Annotated in this window: 13 protein-coding genes and 1 pseudogene; 3 read left to right on the top strand and 11 right to left on the bottom strand. The window is 63.6% G+C overall.

All coding sequences use genetic code 11. The features are described 5' to 3' along the window. Nucleotides 1-43 precede the first annotated feature (43 nt). Nucleotides 44-970, bottom strand: coding sequence for a LysR family transcriptional regulator (locus AC3WUT_RS27650; RefSeq protein ID WP_492350275.1), 927 nt, complete (start codon nucleotides 968-970; stop codon nucleotides 44-46). A gap of 160 nt (nucleotides 971-1,130) precedes the next feature. Here AC3WUT_RS27650 and AC3WUT_RS27645 point away from each other — a divergent pair. Continuing rightward, a pseudogene (locus AC3WUT_RS27645) lies at nucleotides 1,131-1,799 on the top strand (NADPH-dependent F420 reductase); the annotation flags it as partial. A 129-nt stretch (nucleotides 1,800-1,928) separates the two neighbouring features. Here AC3WUT_RS27645 and AC3WUT_RS27640 read toward each other — a convergent pair. Further along, nucleotides 1,929-3,284, bottom strand: coding sequence for an FAD-dependent oxidoreductase (locus tag AC3WUT_RS27640; RefSeq protein ID WP_492350274.1), 1,356 nt, complete (start codon nucleotides 3,282-3,284; stop codon nucleotides 1,929-1,931). 21 nt (nucleotides 3,285-3,305) lie between these two features. After that, the gene (locus AC3WUT_RS27635; RefSeq protein WP_492350273.1) at nucleotides 3,306-4,274 is read right to left on the bottom strand and encodes a Bug family tripartite tricarboxylate transporter substrate binding protein; all 969 of its coding nucleotides are present in this window, start codon (nucleotides 4,272-4,274) and stop codon (nucleotides 3,306-3,308) included. Nucleotides 4,275-4,408: 134 nt separating this feature from the next. Here AC3WUT_RS27635 and AC3WUT_RS27630 point away from each other — a divergent pair, with 134 nt between their 5' ends. After that, entirely contained in the window at nucleotides 4,409-5,290 is an 882-nt protein-coding gene (locus tag AC3WUT_RS27630) for a LysR family transcriptional regulator (RefSeq protein WP_492350272.1), read from the top strand. A gap of 14 nt (nucleotides 5,291-5,304) precedes the next feature. Here the strand turns inward: AC3WUT_RS27630 and AC3WUT_RS27625 are convergent, their stop codons facing one another. Both AC3WUT_RS27625 and AC3WUT_RS27620 read right to left on the bottom strand, forming a co-directional pair. Further along, on the bottom strand, nucleotides 5,305-6,300 hold the full coding sequence (locus tag AC3WUT_RS27625; protein WP_492350271.1) for a Bug family tripartite tricarboxylate transporter substrate binding protein: 996 nt from the start codon (nucleotides 6,298-6,300) through the stop codon (nucleotides 5,305-5,307). Between the two features lie 33 nt (nucleotides 6,301-6,333). Beyond that, a complete protein-coding gene (locus tag AC3WUT_RS27620; protein WP_492350270.1) occupies nucleotides 6,334-7,584 on the bottom strand; it encodes an acyl-CoA dehydrogenase family protein in 1,251 nt (416 codons plus the stop codon). Nucleotides 7,585-7,754: 170 nt separating this feature from the next. Between AC3WUT_RS27620 and AC3WUT_RS27615 the strand changes: the two genes are divergently transcribed. Continuing rightward, nucleotides 7,755-8,105, top strand: coding sequence for a hypothetical protein (locus AC3WUT_RS27615; protein WP_492350269.1), 351 nt, complete (start codon nucleotides 7,755-7,757; stop codon nucleotides 8,103-8,105). Between the two features lie 70 nt (nucleotides 8,106-8,175). Here the strand turns inward: AC3WUT_RS27615 and AC3WUT_RS27610 are convergent, their stop codons facing one another. The 6 genes from AC3WUT_RS27610 to AC3WUT_RS27585 are packed head-to-tail and all read right to left on the bottom strand — an operon-like array spanning nucleotide 8,176 to nucleotide 16,925. Beyond that, nucleotides 8,176-8,400 (bottom strand): hypothetical protein, encoded by a 225-nt coding sequence (locus tag AC3WUT_RS27610; RefSeq protein WP_492350268.1) that lies wholly within the window; start codon nucleotides 8,398-8,400, stop codon nucleotides 8,176-8,178. Next, complete coding sequence (locus AC3WUT_RS27605) at nucleotides 8,390-10,294, bottom strand: hypothetical protein (RefSeq protein WP_492350267.1); 1,905 nt, start codon at nucleotides 10,292-10,294, stop codon at nucleotides 8,390-8,392. The genes AC3WUT_RS27610 and AC3WUT_RS27605 overlap by 11 nt, the downstream gene beginning before the upstream one ends. Beyond that, complete coding sequence (locus tag AC3WUT_RS27600; protein WP_492350266.1) at nucleotides 10,294-10,701, bottom strand: hypothetical protein; 408 nt, start codon at nucleotides 10,699-10,701, stop codon at nucleotides 10,294-10,296. The genes AC3WUT_RS27605 and AC3WUT_RS27600 overlap by 1 nt, the downstream gene beginning before the upstream one ends. Then, nucleotides 10,698-12,167, bottom strand: coding sequence for a hypothetical protein (locus AC3WUT_RS27595; RefSeq protein WP_492350265.1), 1,470 nt, complete (start codon nucleotides 12,165-12,167; stop codon nucleotides 10,698-10,700). Before AC3WUT_RS27595 ends, AC3WUT_RS27600 begins: the two co-directional genes overlap by 4 nt. After that, nucleotides 12,167-13,330, bottom strand: a complete 1,164-nt coding sequence (locus tag AC3WUT_RS27590; RefSeq protein ID WP_492350264.1) for a hypothetical protein — start codon at nucleotides 13,328-13,330, stop codon at nucleotides 12,167-12,169. Before AC3WUT_RS27590 ends, AC3WUT_RS27595 begins: the two co-directional genes overlap by 1 nt. Before the next feature lie 16 nt (nucleotides 13,331-13,346). Then, complete coding sequence (locus AC3WUT_RS27585; protein ID WP_492350263.1) at nucleotides 13,347-16,925, bottom strand: hypothetical protein; 3,579 nt, start codon at nucleotides 16,923-16,925, stop codon at nucleotides 13,347-13,349.

Here is a 16,925-nt window from a genome sequence, read left to right as displayed (position 1 = left end):
GGGAGCTCAGCCCTTCTCCAGGCGGCGTTGGCCGCTGCATCCATCAGGACGGGGCGCAGGTCGGCTCGGGCAGCTCTTCAACCGCGCCCAGCTTCTCAATCATCAGCTCGATGAAGGCCGACACGGCGCTCGGCAGGTGTTGCCGACTCGGGTACACCAGGTGCACACCGTGCCCGAGGCGGTGGTGGTCGGGCAGCACCGGCAGCAGCAGGCCGGCGCGCAGGTCTCGGCGCGTCAGCGTGGCCGGCAACAGCGCAATGCCCAGGCCGGCCAGCGCCGCCTTGCGCAAGGCCTGTACGGTGTTGCCACTGAAGCGGCCCTTCACTGGCACCTCTGTTTCTTGGCCATCGGGTCCGGTCAGGCTCCAGCGGGCCTCACCGCTGCTGTGGCTGAAGCCCAGGCAGTCGTGTTGTTGCAACGCCGCCAAGGTCGCCGGTGCGCCCCGGGATTGCAGGTAGGCCGGGCTGGCCACCAGGCTGTCCCGGCCCGCGTCGAGCACCTTTCGTGCATACAGGCTGGAGTCTTCCAGCACACCACCCCGAATGGCCACATCGATGCGATCGGCAATGAGGTCGGCGCGCGCGTCGCTGAGCACAAAGTCAACCCTCACCTTGGGGTGGGCCTGCAGAAATTCGCTCAGCCACGCCATCTGAAAGAAGTCGAAAAAGTCGGCGGGTGTCGCGACCCGCACCAGCCCGCTGGGCTCCTGCCCATCGGTCGTCAACGCGGCACCGGCATCGAACAAACCGTCTACCGCGCCGGCACAGCGGTCATGGAAGACCTGACCTGCCTGGGTCAGGGCCAGGTGGCGTGTGGAGCGTTGCATCAACCGCGTACCCAGCTGTGCCTCCAGCAATTGCACGCGCCGGCTGAGTGTGCTGGGCGGAACACCCAGGCGCCGCGAAGCCTCTGCAAAGCTGCCGCAGCGCACAACCTGGATGAAGGTGGCAACGTCGTTGAGGTCCAGCATGGCAATTGGCAATAAAAATGAACGAGTTCATGCCAATTAAACCATCTAGTCAGGTAATCAAGCGTTTTTTAAGCTACCGCCATGCCTTCGGATCTTCATCGACCTCGCTTTGAACCCTTCAGCGCGGGGTGGCTAGGGTTCGAAGGCATGCCCCGACACCTCTGTTCAAACCAAGGAAAACACAATGACGATCGGCATCATCGGTTCTGGCGGCTTAGGCTCCAATGTGGCTCGTGCACTGGCCAAAATGGGCCAGAAGGCCATTCTCTCCAATCGGCGCGGCCCGGCCTCGCTGGCTTCGCTGGTGGCCGAGCTGGGCCCCAACATCCAGGCCGGCACGGTGGCTGAGGCGGCTGCCGCAGACATCGTTCTGGTGGCCGTGCGTTGGGCTGATCTGCCCACGGCGCTGAGCGGCCTGCCGGCCTGGAACAACCGGATCGTCATCGATGGCACCAATCCGGTCGAGTTTCTGGACCCCGATTCGCCAGACGCCAAAGACCCCGCCAATCCCCTCGCGGCCTACGGCATCAAGGCCATCGACCTGGGCGGCCGCTACTCCAGCGAGGTGTTTCGTGATCTTGTGCCCGGCGCCCGGGTGGTGAAAGCGCTCAATCACCTGGACGTGAATGTGTTGCCTCAGGCTGAGGTGTCAGGTGGGCAGCGGGTTCAGTTCTACTCGGGTGACGATGCAACAGCCAAGGCCGCAGTCCGCCAGGTGCTGGAGGCGATGGGCTATTTTCCGGTCGATCTGGGCTCACTGGACGTGGGCGGGCGCCTGGCCGAGCTCCCATTCGGATCCTTGGCCGCCACGAACTTCATCAAGATCTGATCACCACCCACCTTGGGCTGGCGCTGCAGCGAATGGCTGCGGCGAAGAGGGCCCTGCGCGAGGCTGGCGCCCGGCAATGGCCCCGGGTTGCCGCTTGTTCGAGGCTCAAGCACCGGGGTGGCCAACCCGTCAGGCCTGCAACAGGCTTCCATCTGCCAGCAGGGCCTGCTGCAGGCGCGCGATGTCGATCTGCTGTACCGGGGTGCTGCCCGCCAGGGCGGCGGCCGTGCCGGCGGCCTGGCCCATCACAAAGCACCCACCGCTGGCGCGGGCGGCTGATTGACCCTCGTGCGTCATCGAGGCGCAGCGGCCGGCCACCAGCAGGTTCTCGACCTTTTGCGGAACGATCATCCGCCACGGCAGGTCGTTGTAGGCCCGGTTGTCATCGGACGGAAACCCCCAGGAGATGCCTCCGGCGCGGTGCAGCTCCATCGGCCAGGCATTGATGCCGATGGTGTCCTCAAAGCGGGCCGAGTTCAGGATGTCGTCCCCCGTCAGGGCGTAAAGGCCCTCGATGCGGCGGGTTTCGCGAATGCCCACCTGGGGCGCGATCTCGACGATGCGCGACTCTGCGAAGCCAGGCACCTGTTCACGCAGAAATCGGAAATACTCGGCGATCTGGCGCCGGCCCTCCACTTCGCCGGCACTGAGTTCCGCGGCGTCCACGGCATTCATGGCGCGGCCTTTGGCATTGGCGATCTGGGTGACGTTGGCACGCCATTCAGAGGGGTGAATCTGCGGCCGAAGGATCGCCCCTTCGCGCGGAAACCGGTAGCGGCCGGGGTGCGCCTGGCGGGCCCGTTCCATGTAGTCGTTGATGGCCTTGAATTCGCCCACGGCAGCCAAGGCCGCCGAGGCATCCACCTGACCCACGCGAAACATGGTGCTCGGGAAGAGCCCGCTGCCATGGCCATCACCCACGGCGTAAGGCACACCGGCAAAGGCCGCCACGTCGGCATCGCCCGAACAATCGATGAAGACATTGGCGCGGATCGCCTGCCGGCCCGATTTGCTCTCGACCACCAAGGCGGCGATGCGTGGGCCCTGCATCAACACCGAGGCCGCCTGGGCGTGAAAGAGCAGCTTCACCCCCGCGGCGAGCATCCACTGGTCGGCAACGCATTTGTACAGCGAGGTGTCGTAAGAGCGCACGCGAATCCGGCCTTGCATGCCGTCCTGAGGCTGGTTGAGGCCTCCCATGGCCTCCAGGCGGGCCAACAGCTCGTCGACAGCGCCCCGCACCAGTTGTCGCATCTCGCCCTGATGGCGGCCGTACAGACCCGCGAAGTTGGTCACCCCACCTGCGGTCCCCATCCCGCCCAGAAAACCATAGGCCTCCACCAGCAGGGTGTGGGCCCCGCGGCGAGCCGCGCTGACGGCCGCGGCCAGCCCGGCCGGGCCGCCCCCGATCACCACCACGTCATATTCACCGAGAACCGGCAGTTGGCGAGCCGGCTCCAGCAGGCTTGTTTGCAATGAGGTCATGGCGTTTGTCTTTTTCAGTGCTCAGTCCAGGGAGATCCTGTTTTTTTCGATGACGGGCTTCCAGCGCGCGACATCAGCGGCCAGCAGCTTGCGAAACGCATCGGGTGAGTTGCCCACGGGATCCATGTATTGCGCTCGCAGCTTTTCCTTCACGGCAGGCTCGTCCAGCACCTGCACGATCTGGTCGTGGAGGGCCTTGACGATGGCCGGATCGGTTTTGGCTGGCGCGATGAACCCAATCCAGGCATCGCCCTTGATGTCCGGCAGGCCGCTCTCGGCCAGGGTGGGCAGATCGGGCAGCGAGGGCGAGCGAGCGGGTGAGGCCACGGCCAGGGCTCGCAGCTTGCCGGCCTTCACGTGCGGCATCACGGCCGCCGCAGGCAGCAAGGCCATGTCGACCTCGCCCGACAACAGGGCCGTGACGGCCGCCCCTGAACCCCGGTAGGGCACATGGACTGCATTGGCGCTGGTCTGTGCCACCAATGCCGCCATCGCCAGGTGGGAGATGGAGCCGGCACCGATCGAGGCGAAGCTGAGCTTTGACGGGCCCTTGAGCAGGGCGGCCAATTGCTGGGTGTCGGCTGCCGGCGACTTGCTGCCGACCACCAGCACCGAAGGCTGCGAAACGGCCTGGGTGATCAGCGCGATGTCCTTGGCGGTGTCGTAGGGCATCTTCTTGAACAGGAGCGAATTGGTGCCCAGCGGCCCGGCAATGCTGACCCCGATGGTCTTGCCGTCGGCCTCGGCCTTGGCAAGGGCGTCGGTGCCGATGTTGCCGGCGGCGCCGCTTTTGTTGTCCACCACAAAGGGCTGGTGCAGCCGCGTGGCCAGGCGCTCGGCGATGAGCCGGGCGGCCAGGTCGGGCGTGGAGCCCGCGTCAAACGGAACAATCACTTTGACAGCGGATTTCGGCCAGTCCTGGGCCGGCGCGTGAGCACCCATGAGGGCGAGGCCGGCCACTAGAATGGCTCGCGACAAGGTCAATTTCACGGTGAAGTCTCCGGGTTGTTTGAGTGGGTCACCCGGCCGGTTCGGCCTGGTGTTGGCACGCACTGTAGGCAGCCCGCTTCATGGCGTCGATCGATGAACCCCAATAAGTCTCAGCGGAAATTCGAATAATGGACATGAAGCTGCTCGCCGTTTTCGACGAGATCTACAAGACCCGCAGCGTGAGCCGGGCCGGCGAGAACCTGGGGCTGCCGCAAACCTCGGTCAGCCTGGCGCTGGGGCGCTTGCGGCGGTGCTTCAACGACCCGCTGTTTGTGCGCACGCGCGACGGCATGCAGCCCACCCCGCGGGCTGCCCAATTGGTGCAGCCCTTGCGCCAGGCCTTGCTTTTGCTGCAATCGGCCACTGAGCAGCAAGATGAGTTCGACCCGGCCTCGTCATCGCGAACCTTCCGCATCGCCATGACGGACATCAGCCACCTGGAGTTCTTGCCGGCGCTGGTGAACAAGGTGTCAAAGGAGGCGCCGAACATCTGCATCGAGGTGCTGCGCATCACATCCGAGACCACGCCATTGCTGGAGTCGGGTGAGGCGGATCTGGCGATCGGCTACATGCCCGAGCTGGACGCGGGCTTCTACCAGCAAAAACTGTTTCAGGACGGGTTCGCCTGCGTGGTGCGGCGTCAACACCCGCGCATCGATGCCAAGCTGAGCGAAAGCCGCTTCCGCAGCGAAAGGCATGTGGTGCTCACCGCGCCCGGCACCGGCAATGAGATCGTCGAGCAAGAGCTGAAGCGCCGGGGCAGCCAGCGCAAGGTGGCCTTGTCATTGCCCACCCTGCCGGGCGTGGGCAACCTGCTGGCCAACACCGACCTGATTGCCACTGTGCCGCAGCGGGTGGCCCAGACATTGATGAAGATCGCCCGCGTCAGGGCGCTGGCGCCTCCCTACCGGTTTCCCGACTTCGCCATCAAACAGCATTGGCACGAGCGCTATCAGCAGGACGCTGCCAACCGATGGCTTCGCTCGACAGTGGCCGGGCTGTTTCTGGAGATCTGAGCTCGGCCTGCAGGCTACATCGGCTCCAGCTGTGTCTTGCGCATCATGGCCTCGGTGAAGGCGATCTCGCGGCCAAAGGCCCGGGTGAAGGCCTCGCCGTCTTGCGGCAGCACCTGGCCACCCTGTTCCTCCAGGGCCGCGATCACCTGAGGCTGCTTGAGCGCCGCCTCCAGGGCGGCACGGATCCGGGCCACGATGGCCTCGGGCGTGCCGGCCGGCACCGACACCCCGCCCCACGAGGTCAGCTCGACCCCGGGCACGCCCGCCTCGGCCAGCGTGGGCACGTTGGGCAGTTTGGGGTTGCGCCGGGGGCCGGTGATGGCCAGCGCGCGCAGCCGGCCCGCCTGGATGTTGGCATGGGCCACGGTGCTGATCGGCGCGCCGAAGGTGACCTGCTTGCCCAGCACGGCGTTCACGATCTCCGAGGCGCCCTTGTATGGCACATGCAGGGCCTGCGCCTTGGCCACGCTCAGCAGCAGCTCCACCCCCAGGTGCGAGGGTGTGCCCGTGCCCCCTGAGGCGTAATCCACCTTGCCGGGCTGGGCCCGCATCCGGCCCAGCAACTGGTCCAGGGTGTGGATGTCGGAGTCGGCATGCACGATCAGCACCGTGTCGGCGCTGGTCAGCCCCATCACATGCCGGAAATCCTTGAACACGTCATAGCCCGGTGATTTGTACATGCGCATGCTGGCCGCCATGGGTGAGCCCGAGTAGATCCAGGTGTAGCCGTCAGCCGGGGCCTTGGCCACCTGGCGGGCGCCCAGGTTGCCACCCGCACCGCCCCGGTTGTCGATCACCACGGGCTGGCCCAAGGCTTTGGCGGCCGCTTCGGCCACGATGCGGGCCGTGGTGTCGGGCCCGGTGCCGGCCAGGTAGGGCACCACCCACTTGATGGCCCGGCTGGGCCAGGGCTCGGCAGCCCGCGCGCCCGCCAGGGGCAGGGCGCCGAGGGCAATGGCCTGCGCCAGAAAGGCGCGCCGGCGCAGCGGTGGGCAGGGGGTCGCATTCATGATGACTTGTCTCCATTGTGTGTTCTTGTCGTCTCAGGCCTGGCCCAGCAGCTCTTTGGCAATCGTGTTGCGCTGGATCTCGCTGGTGCCGGTCAGCACGCGGTACATGCGCAGCATGCGAAACAGAAATTCGACCCGGCTGCCCTGCACAATGCCCTCGCCACCCAGGATCTGCACCGCCCGGTCGGCGATGCGGAAGGCCGCCTCGGAGCAGAACAGCTTGGCCATCGAGGCCTCTGCCCGGGGCTCGCCCCCGGCGTCGATCTGGCGCGCGGTGGCCAGCATCAGGCCGCGCGCGGCGGCCCAGTCGGTGGCCATGTCGGCCAGCAGGTGCTGCACCGCCTGGAACTGCCCGATGGCGCGGCCGAACTGCTTGCGGCGCAGCGCGTGGTCGCGGGCGTCGCGCAGCGCCACCTGGGCCAGGCCCAGCATGGCCGGGCAGTGCAGCAGGCGGTTGACGGTGATGCGGCCCAGCGCCAGCGCCAGGCCCCGGCCGGGCTCGCCGATCAGGTGGGTGGCCGGCACGCGTGCGCCTTCGAGCACGATGTTGCCCGTGCTGGTCTGGCCCGCCATGGTCTTGTAGCCCGACTCGACCCGCACCCCTGGCGCGTGCAGGTCCACAAAAAACGCCGACACCTCGCGCTGCGCCGGGTCGGTGGCGGTCGAGGCCATCAGCACCGCGTAGTCGGCAAAGGGCGAGCCCGAGATGAAACGCTTTTCGCCGGTGATCTCGTAATGGTCGCCCACCTTGACGGCGCGGGTCTGCACATTGCCCGCGTCCGAGCCGGCCTCGGCCTCGGTCAGCGCGAAGCAGATGGCCATGTCGGCCCGCGCCACGGGGGCGATGAAGTTTTCAAGCTGGAACGGCGTGGCCACCCGGGCCAGCGCCCCCACGCGCGGTGGGCCGCTGAGCTCGCCGAACACATGGGGTGAAAAGGGCGAGCCGCTGGCGTAGATGGCCTCTTTGATCAGCACATGGTCGAGCACCGACAGGCCCAGGCCGCCCAGGGGGCGCGGCAGCGTCATGCCGTAAAAGCCCAACGCCTGCGAGCGCTTCCAGACCTGGCGCAGCAAGGCTTTGTCGGGGGCGTTCTCGTGGTCGATGCCGTGTTCTTGAGCCAGCGCAGCCAGCTCGCCGTACAGGTAGCCGTTGATGCGTTCGATCAGCTCGGCCGCCTGGGCCGAGCCTTCGAAGGGCACGCCTGCAAACAGCGGGGCCGGGTGGGGCGGGGTGACGGCGGCCGGGGCCGTCGTTGAAGCGGAGGAGGATGGGGTGGTGGTCATGGTTCAGGTTCCGTGTCTGAAGCGCGCTGCGATAAATCCGCCGTGCGCGCTGCGATAAATTGATGAGATTGCATTTTCCCCTGAGGAAAAGAAATTGCTCACCAGGAAAAAGCGCGGCCTGCTAGCATCCATCAGCACCTGAAGGAGTAGCTGTGGATAGAAATTGGTACGTGTACGAACTCGCCCCGATAGATCACAACTGGGAGTATTTGCCAACCGTCGAGGCCATCGCCAGAGAGCTAGGGGCCACCGAGGCGGCGATGTCCGTGATGCACGGATCGACTGCTGCATGTGCCGGAATTGATCTGGAGTCCTTCCTTGACGCCTGGAGCAGCGCCCAGGCAGCCATTCCGGTTTCTCAAAGCGAATTTCGTTGCCCACCCGTGGTGATGTGGCTCCCATTTGCTCACAAAGAGGGGTTTGGCTTCGGATTCGTGGCAAAAGCTCAAAACAATGGGACCACATACGTGGTGAGCCCTGTTCCCATGCCTCATTTGGGGGCACCCTTGCGCCGAGACTGACCCCATGAATCTTGGTTTGCGGCGCAGCGCCAATCAAGCCGCCGCTCGTTTGGCGAACCACTGTCAAGCCTTAAACCTCAATAAGCACTAGCGGCAGCGCAGCGGCCGTCCCCTCCACAACCCCATCACGCACATAGACGGTCTGCCCCGCAGTAGCGGTCCCTCTGACCACGATCTGCGCCCCGCCAGGCAGTTGCACGGTCACCTCGCCACCGGCAACGGCCAACACCACGCCGGCCTGCAATGGGCTGCCAGGCAGCAGACTGAGAAATTCGGCGTAGGGATTACGCAGCACGGGCTTCAACTCCGATGGTCTGACGCAGCACGGGGAATGAGTGCTGCACGTCGATCTTGCGAACGATACCCACTGCCGGGCCGTCAACATCAATGAAACGGACCATTTTCCCGGGAGTGATCAGCCCGGTCTCGCTCAGCACGGGCATCTTGAGTTCATAGTGTAGTTGGGTGCCCGTATCTGCCAGCACGCTCAGGCCACGCTGGCGAGCGGCGGCCTCCTGGGTGATCAGTGCATCGGTGATCATCGGCGCGACCAGGTCGCCAGCCGTACCGGTCCGGGTCACCTGCCCCTCGATGCCTGAGCTCGTGCCACGCACAAACACCCGGTTGTAGGCCGGGCGATCAACCCAGTCCAGCCCCACCACCTCGACGACGTCCGCCGGCAGCTCGATGTCAGGCGTTGCGCTCGCCCAGGCCCAGGGCGCGGAGGGGTAACGAGGCAATACCCGCAGCACCCGGTCGGTGGGGTGCGGCTGGACGTACCCCCCAGCGGCTGCGGCAATCGTGTTGACCGCCTCGATGTAGGTGCCCTGGAACGACCAGGCGCCGGCTGGCACCAACCAGTCCTCCAGGCCCCAGTCGATCGTCCAGCCGAGGGGAACGCCGTTGTCGGTCAACACGTCGCCCATCAGCTGCTGGGCAGTCCGTGCCACCGAGTTTGAAAACACCAGGCTCGGCGCGTACGGGTCGCCCAGTGCGGCCGCGCGGCCCTTGCCGCTGATGCGAACTCGCGTCTGTGCGAACTGGGCATCGCGCCCACGGCTAACAACCTGCAGACGGTAGATGGCCCCGTTGATCACTGCCTCGACCTCGACTGGAACGCCACGGGTCACTGGTTGCACTTGCGCCAGGTCGCCGCGGTCGATGGTCGCGCTGAACGTCCAGGTCCACGAGTCCGAATCCAGCGTCATGCTGAACGTGTGAGCGCGCAGCATGACGCCGTTGTCGGCTCTGCGCAGCAGAACAGAGTTGTTGGTCACGTAAACCCTCCTGACGGGAACAATGATGGTTTCAACGGGATTCGGGTTATCGCCGTGGCGTTCGCAGATGAACAGCAGCTCAGTGCTTGCGCTGGCCGCAACATCAAGCACCAACTCGACATCCAACGCCAGCGGAGGCAAATAGCAGGGGTCGACGCCGGGAGTGACTGGAACGACAGAACGCCCCGGCCGCGGTGGCCAAGCGCGTTGGTATCTGCTCACCCGGCCTGTGGTTCCAGGCACCGCCTTCCGAAATGACGATCCGGCCGCCAGCCTGAACCAGGCAGCGGATTGCCAGGACTCAGCTGAAAGGACCCTGCGATCATGCAAACAGTCCTGATGCGGCGAAATCAGCGCCCATTGATTCAGATTCGCGGTCTTCTGGAATGCCACCATAGCCAATGGCCGGCGATCGCGTAGGCCCTCTTCGTGCCGCGCTGCGGTGGTGAGTGTGGCCACGCGCTGAGCCTCTTGAAATCGCCCAGGTGCCGCGGCGCTTATCCGCTGACCTTCGGTGAAATCGACACTTGTCGCCGCCTGCATCTTCTGCGCGTCTTCATGGGCGACATCGAACAACGACGGCGCGGGAATACCGCCTTGCCACGCCATCGCCCAGGCTGGCGCACGCAGCACAGCAGAGGCTTCCCATTGAATCGCCGCGTCACGCACCATCGGCCGGGCGGTATTGCTCTGGTAAGTGACAGCGCCGAGTACCGCCGGCTTCGCCATGACCAACGAGCCCGTTACACGTGAGACGATGCGTGTGGTTCCGACGACGCCTAGGGACGGCAACGCGCCAATGACCGCAAATGAGCTGTCAGGCGCTGCTTCTGCCCCATCGTCCCCGAGCACCAGGTCATAAGGTGGCCCGGCAAGTTGGCCCCGGCTGAGGACGAGATCAATCGACTCCATTACACCAACGCAGTCGAGCCCAGAATCATGCTGCCGCCAGCGTAGAGCAGCGTGCCCTTTGTACCGGCTACCCGGAACAGGCCATCGCCAGTATCGTCGGTGACGTCGCCGTCAACGGCATATTCATTGTCGCCCGTGATCAAGCGGGCCCACACCGCAGCACCATCGAGCACGATCATGTCACCTGCGGCTGCCTGCTGGTGCAGCACCATCACACCTTCGGTGATAGTGCCGCATGGTTTGGCCAGCACCACCTCAACCAAGTGTGCCCCACCGGGCGAATCGCCGCTGGATGGCCTTGGTGTGGAGTAAAAGCGGATTCGGGCGGATGCGCTTCCAGCATCGAGGTAGTCCCTGGTTGCAGCGAGGCGTGCGTTGGCCAGCCCTGTTGAGATGGTGGGGTTCATGGCATCAACCCCGGGATGACGTTCGATGCGACCACCGTGCGGTAGTTGCCCTCATAGTCGCTCGCCTCGATCGTGTAGGCTTTGGTCTCGTCAATCTCGCTGAACGACCAGGCACCCGTCGTTGCATCGCTCCAGGTTTCCCTTACCAGCAGTGCGTCGCGGTCACGCACCAGGCGAATGCGGCGATGTACTGGGACATTGGGAGAGCCTTTTGCCTTCACCGTGCCCAGGAAATGCCCCCGCCCGCCGAACTCCATGTCGCGAGCGCGCACTGCCCGGGTCACCGGCATGATCTGCGTAGCTAGCGGAGCCGCACCGACAACAACTGTGGTGGCTCCTGATGGTTTACCGCTAGCCCCGTAGGCCTGCTGCGCAATGCACTTTTGCAGATCCAACGCAACGTAGTCGACGTTGCCAGGTCCGACATTCTTTCGGATGACCAGATCGTCGATCAGACCTTTGTAGTAGTAGTTGTCACCAGGCCCCCCGAGGATCGCACCGATCGTCAACTTAAAGAACGGTGTGGACGGCTCGCTGAAGTCAAAATTGTCGGCGACGGGTGTAGGGCTTTGCGCGCCCTCAACGAACAGACGCATGACCCCATCAGAGTTGCGGCCAAACCGAATGCGGTATCGCTTGTTGGCTTCGATGGCTATCGGGCTTTGGAACACTCGAATAACCCCGTAGTAGCCACGATTTCCGTAGTAGAAGCGGAAATAGCTATCCTCCCAAAACAGTACGAACTCAGTCTGGTGGTTGTATTCCGAATAGATCTTCGACACCAACGGCTGACGACGAGAGATGTCATCAAAGGACACGGCCATGTCGATGGCGAACGACCCGCTTCCGATATTGAAATCGGCATTTGGATCGGCCTGCAAATAGCTGCCGTTGCCATCAAGTTTCAGTGATGAGCCCTCGGACAGCGCCCCTGCGGTGGTGACAGCCGCCGCTCCATATCCCGTGAACGTGTGGCCACACTGATCAGTAAAGCTCGCAGATCCATTGGCTCCTTCAAAACGCATGTAGACGACATCGTTCGCGCTGGGTGTTGGCGCAAACGACGACGTGAACGCAGTGGGCCCCGGATATGCCACGCCGACAGCTCGCTCTTGCGTGGTCCAGGCAATGCCGTCGTCGGATCTTTGCAGGTCGAAGTTGGCGATGAAACGGGCCTTCTGGGAGCCAGACCCCACGCGCACCTGGCGAACGTCGGCGCTTGCACCAAAATCCCAGGTGAACGAGAACCCTGCGCTTGAAAACTGCGCCCGGCTGAAGGACACGCTGTTGGTCAGCGTGCCATCCTGCAGGGCCGACAGCGCGCCGTCGATAGGCGCAACGGGGCACACCAGGGAGACTGAATCGTCCAGCCGTGCAGTGGCGCCCCACAGTTGCAACTCACTCAGTTCGAGCGTGTTGTCGCCGTAGGTGTCGATGCTGTTGATTCGCCAGAAACGCGCGCTCATCAGCTTCTCCAGGGCCCGGTGACGTCAACGAAGAAGACACCGCGCTGGCCACCCTGCGCTGGAGCCACCGTTACAGCCATCAGGCGCCGGCCCGACAGGTCGCCCGAGCCGTTCACGATATCGCCTGTAGTGAAGGCACCCGCAGCATCCTGCAGCACGTGCCAGATGCCCGGCAGCAGCCCCCGGAAACCTGCGGTGGCGTACACCGCGGCCTTGCCGAGCAGAAGTCCGTTGTCGGCGTTGTTGGGGTACGTGCCCCAAGCGTAACTTGGCCGGCCCGAGGCGACTACGGCGGTGTCTCCAATGTGGTTCAGACCCACTATGTCAGCATTGATTGAACCGCCTAGACTGGTGTAGGCGCGAGGCATGTAGCGGCCAGCCTCAGCGCTGCCAGGCCGGCCCGAGACACCTACCTCGCCGCCAGACATCACGGTCTGGGCCACGCGGTCGTAGAGGTCGCCTGTCAGCAGGCACGCATAGGCGTCACCACTGCGCTGCGCGATGATGTCGCCGTAAAAATGCGTGCTCATCTGTGTCTGGAAGGTCGCGCCTGGCGCAACCCCGATGTAGAAGGCCCGCTCGTCGCCGAAGGCATACCAGCGCCGCGCGCCCGCGTCCGCAGCATCGGACTTGGGCCAATACAACCCGCCCGGCACCTGGGGATCCGTGGGGAAGCGGCCCGTTGCGGTGTTGATGTCCGACATGGTTTCGCAGCCCCAGACACGAGCATTTGTGGTGCCGGTGTCGAGCACGCGCAGCAAGAAGCCGGAAGCCTCGGGCGCACTGGGCTTGTAGGCCCGGGTGTTGGTCGCGGTCTGGGCTATTGTCCAGCCCAGCGGCGCGATCCTAAAGGTGATTGTGCCGGTGGCAGCCTGGTCACTCAGACTGGTCGCGAAGCTCACGCTGCCGCTGGTGATCGCGGTCACCACCTGATTGCCATTGAGGCCGCTTGGAGTTGCACCGGCCACTGCGATAGTGGCGCCCACCACGGCTGGGTGGGACGGCGACACGTTGATAGTGGCCACCCCACCGCTCACCACCAAGCTCGTCGCGGTCTTGCTGCCGAAGCCCGTCACCAGCAGAGCGTCCAGCAGGTCGGTGAGGGAGCCCGCCGTGCCGTTCAGCACGGGGGCGTTGGGCATATCGCTGTTCATGAATTTCATGGTCAATCCTTGTTTCTTATGGGCGATTCACGTCGCCGCGGACGAGCAGCGCGAACGAGTCATCAACCACGGTTTCCGGACCCTGCTGCACAGTGCGAGCGACCCACACCGGCTTCTCGGCGCCGATGGTATTGATGCGCAAAATGTTGCCGATAGACCAGCCTGTTCCCCAGCCGATTGATTGGATCGTGAAGTACGGAACCCCAGTGCGGGGGTTAACAGGGGCCGTGGTGGAGCCGATGTTTCCGGTACCGATCACCCCGACATGCTCGCCAACGATCCGAAACGCGGTGGAACTGGTGAACTGGAGATACCAGCGTTCCGTCAGCGCACCCTTGTTTGTCACAAGAATGGGCGCGAGCACCGTGTCGTAGTTGGCATCGGAGCTGGCACCAATTGGCTGGTCAGACCATGTTCCAGTCCACGACACCTGATCAAAAGTTACGCTGACCCGAGCATGCAAATCGCCGGCGGGCATTGCGCTGGAGATGTAACTGTCCTGCACAGGGTAATCGTGCGTGAGCGGCCGCGTGAATTCCAGCGAGCCGTCGATCTGTGCATCACGAACAGTCAACAAGTCCTCGACGCGATGCTCAATCTTGATCGGTTGGCTGTAACCGGTCACATCGTTGAACGTCACCAGGCCGGCCTCAAGGTCGGCGGTATAGCCGCCAGTGATCGTGACCCCGTCGTGCCCCACTACCCGCACACGCGATAACCTGCTGCGCGCGCAGTTGATCGTTTGCCCGGGGCTCACTTCGGCCTCTACTGTGGTCTTGGCGTTGCCGATCACGGCAAAGCCCCCACGCCTGAAGATGGGCACCCGACCATCGGTCGGGAGGCGCACGGGGTCAACGCCAATGATGCCCGCGTCCAGCGGCAAGTAGGTGTAGGCCACAGCGTTGTAGCGCAGCGTGCTCTTGTCCGCGAAATCGGCGAAAACAGTGCCCACGCCCGGGATGCCGAGGAACGACAGGTCCACAGTGGGTGCGCCCGCACTTCCTGTGGGGCTACAGAAATAGAGCTCGACGGTGCCGAACTCGTAGTTGATCCGGCCCTTCACACGTACCCCATTGATGCGGCCGTTGCTATCGGCGGCGACATTGAAGGTGGTTTCATCGAACATCGCGCCCAGCACCGAGAAGCTGCTTGGCCGGATCGGGGATGTCGCCGTCCTAAATGTCACCTGACCCGTGTGCAGCGGGCTGTAGGGCCCGGTCACCGGAGGGGCTTGCACCCCACGCCAGTTGGTGATGGCGGGGCTCTCGCCTGTGACCCAGGAATTGAACGTTAGCAGGCCAGTGGCGAGCGCCATTGTGCCGACCTGGGTGCCTATCCCAGTGATCGGTGACAGGTCACGCTGAACCGAGCCGTCCGACTTCACCATGAAATCCTTGCCACCCTTGGTGAACCGTACGCCACCGAGGGTGTAGGCATTCGCCAGATTCACGCTGAGCAGCAGCGTATCCACATTCACGCTTTGGGTGACAGCATCGTTTCCGCCAACTGGCGCATAACTGACCACGGCGTCGACATCAGCACTGCGAGAGATAACCGAAATCGGAATGGCTGCAGTGCTGCTTGCGACAGCGAAGTAATACCCGCTGGGTCCGTTATTGTTTTCAACGAACGTCTCATGGGGATATGGCGTCGTGAAGCTCTTGGCGATTGTGACCACGCCAGTGGTGTAGTTGATCGTACCGACATCGACCGACCCACTGTTGTGGTTGTATTTGAGTACCCCGGCTTGATCGTGCAATGAGAATTGCGCTTCATACAGCCACTTGTTACCGCCATCACCCAGTGAAGAGCCATATGCTCGATACAGCTGGCCATAAACTTTGATCGCGACACTCCCCTGCTGGACTGCGCCGCCAAGCGAGAACGACCAGTTGGCGCCGCTGTCCGTGTAGGAATCGATATTGGCGGTGCTGGGGGCGACGCTGCCACCCACATTGACGGTCACCAGTGTGCCGGGTGCCGGAAGTGCATTGGGGCTCACGCGTACGCGCCCCGTGCTGTAGTTGACTGTACCGACGCCGGATACGCCTCCAAGATTGCCCAGACTGTCATCCGTCAGGGTGTTTGCCCCCCAACTGACCGTGACGCCTCCGGGCACAAAGGATTTACCGCTAACGTTGATCTCGAAGTAGGCCCGAGCATCGTTGTCGATGTCAATTGAAGAGGACGCGAGCGTGATCGACTGCTCGGCCCATTGGTAAATGATCGCGCTGCCAACATCGGGTAGCGCCCCGAGCGTCACGCTCACCGTGCCATCACTGAAATTGAGGGTTCCGGCACCGAACGCCGAGTCTGAGCCCCGAATGGCGCCAGTACCAGACTCGCGCAACAGATACCACTTGCCACCAGCCAGGTAGCTGATTTGCAAAGAGCCGCGGGCCGGCACCGGCTGAATCGTGAAAACGTAGCTCTGCGACCGGTTTGCGATGGTCACCTGAAACCCGATCGACTGCTCGATGGTGGTCGGTGCAGCCGCGAGCTGGTACGTGACGGAATGAGTCCCGCCAGCATTGCCCCAAACGTTCTCGCTCAACGAGATGATGCCGTTTTCATAGTCAACGGAGCCGACCTGGTTGAGCGACGCGTTGATCAGCGTCCCGTTGCTGTCCGTCAGGGTCACACCATCGCGCACGATCGACAGCGTACCCGGCATGATGGAACCACCGATGAAGAGCCGCTGTGTGGTGGTGAAAGCGAGGGTGATCGCCTGGGTAATTGCGCTGCCGGCCGAAACCAGAGCATTCGAGACCTGATTCATCCGCGCGGAGGCAATGGCGGTCTCGGTTTGCGCACTCGGCACCAATCGGGTGTAGATCGATGATCCCTTGGCGTTGTATGAGCCCATGCTGACTGGTTCGGTCAGGGGTACACAGCCGTAGTATCGGGCGGCGTCAGCGACGATCACATTTTTGATACCCGTTTTTGCTGCGAGCGTGGCGCCTGCCGGATCAATACGACTGACGTCATGGCCAGGGAAGTCCAGGCGCAGCGCATCGCTGATGCGCAGCGTGAGCACATATCGGGTGTAGTCCCCGCCGTCGTCGGTGAACGTTCTCTGAACCGTGCTCGCCTCGGTGATTCGAACATACTGGGATGCCTCATCCGGATAGCCCTCGCGCTTCTTTAGCACCAGGCTGGCACCGATCTCGGGCACTTCGTCGGTGCGCCTGAACAGCAGGATCGTGCTTTGACCAGAGATATGGTTTCCAAAAAGGAATGCAGGATAGGCCGTGCCGACGAACAAGTAGGCCTCCAGTCGGCTCACGGCATCGGCTCGGGTATCAAACGTGTCTGCGGTGTCAAAGATCGTGACGCTGACGTTGGGGTCAGTTGGCGGCCGAGCGACGATGATGTTGGCACCCATGTAGGTGTCAGTGTTCTCGGTGTCTACTGCAACAAAGAGCTTGCGGATCGAAACCCGTCCTGCGCCCCGATCAAACTCTGAAATGTCGGGGAAGATCTCGTTGCTCACGCCGTCGCGGATCGCAATCGCTGTCGGCGCGCCGCCACCCTCGGCGACGTCATCCATCACGCGCGACGCCACCAGTTTGATATCACCCGCAAGAATCGTCAT

Source organism: Curvibacter sp. EU05-FHT14A10, assembly GCF_058791075.1.
The sequence above is the reverse complement of the archived record's forward strand: the minus strand, read 5'-3'. Positions and strand labels throughout refer to the sequence as shown.

Excerpts from the sequence above, each read along its gene's own strand:
- AC3WUT_RS27630 (WP_492350272.1), top strand. The coding sequence starts at position 4,409 with ATGAAGCTGCTCGCCGTTTTCGACGAGATCTACAAGACCCGCAGCGTG.
- AC3WUT_RS27625 (WP_492350271.1), bottom strand. The coding sequence starts at position 6,300 with ATGAATGCGACCCCCTGCCCACCGCTGCGCCGGCGCGCCTTTCTGGCG.
- AC3WUT_RS27600 (WP_492350266.1), bottom strand. The coding sequence starts at position 10,701 with ATGAACCCCACCATCTCAACAGGGCTGGCCAACGCACGCCTCGCTGCA.
- AC3WUT_RS27620 (WP_492350270.1), bottom strand. The coding sequence starts at position 7,584 with ATGACCACCACCCCATCCTCCTCCGCTTCAACGACGGCCCCGGCCGCC.
- AC3WUT_RS27595 (WP_492350265.1), bottom strand. The coding sequence starts at position 12,167 with ATGAGCGCGCGTTTCTGGCGAATCAACAGCATCGACACCTACGGCGAC.
- AC3WUT_RS27640 (WP_492350274.1), bottom strand. The coding sequence starts at position 3,284 with ATGACCTCATTGCAAACAAGCCTGCTGGAGCCGGCTCGCCAACTGCCG.
- AC3WUT_RS27590 (WP_492350264.1), bottom strand. The coding sequence starts at position 13,330 with ATGAAATTCATGAACAGCGATATGCCCAACGCCCCCGTGCTGAACGGC.
- AC3WUT_RS27585 (WP_492350263.1), bottom strand. The coding sequence starts at position 16,925 with ATGACGATTCTTGCGGGTGATATCAAACTGGTGGCGTCGCGCGTGATG.
- AC3WUT_RS27650 (WP_492350275.1), bottom strand. The coding sequence starts at position 970 with ATGCTGGACCTCAACGACGTTGCCACCTTCATCCAGGTTGTGCGCTGC.
- AC3WUT_RS27605 (WP_492350267.1), bottom strand. The coding sequence starts at position 10,294 with ATGGAGTCGATTGATCTCGTCCTCAGCCGGGGCCAACTTGCCGGGCCA.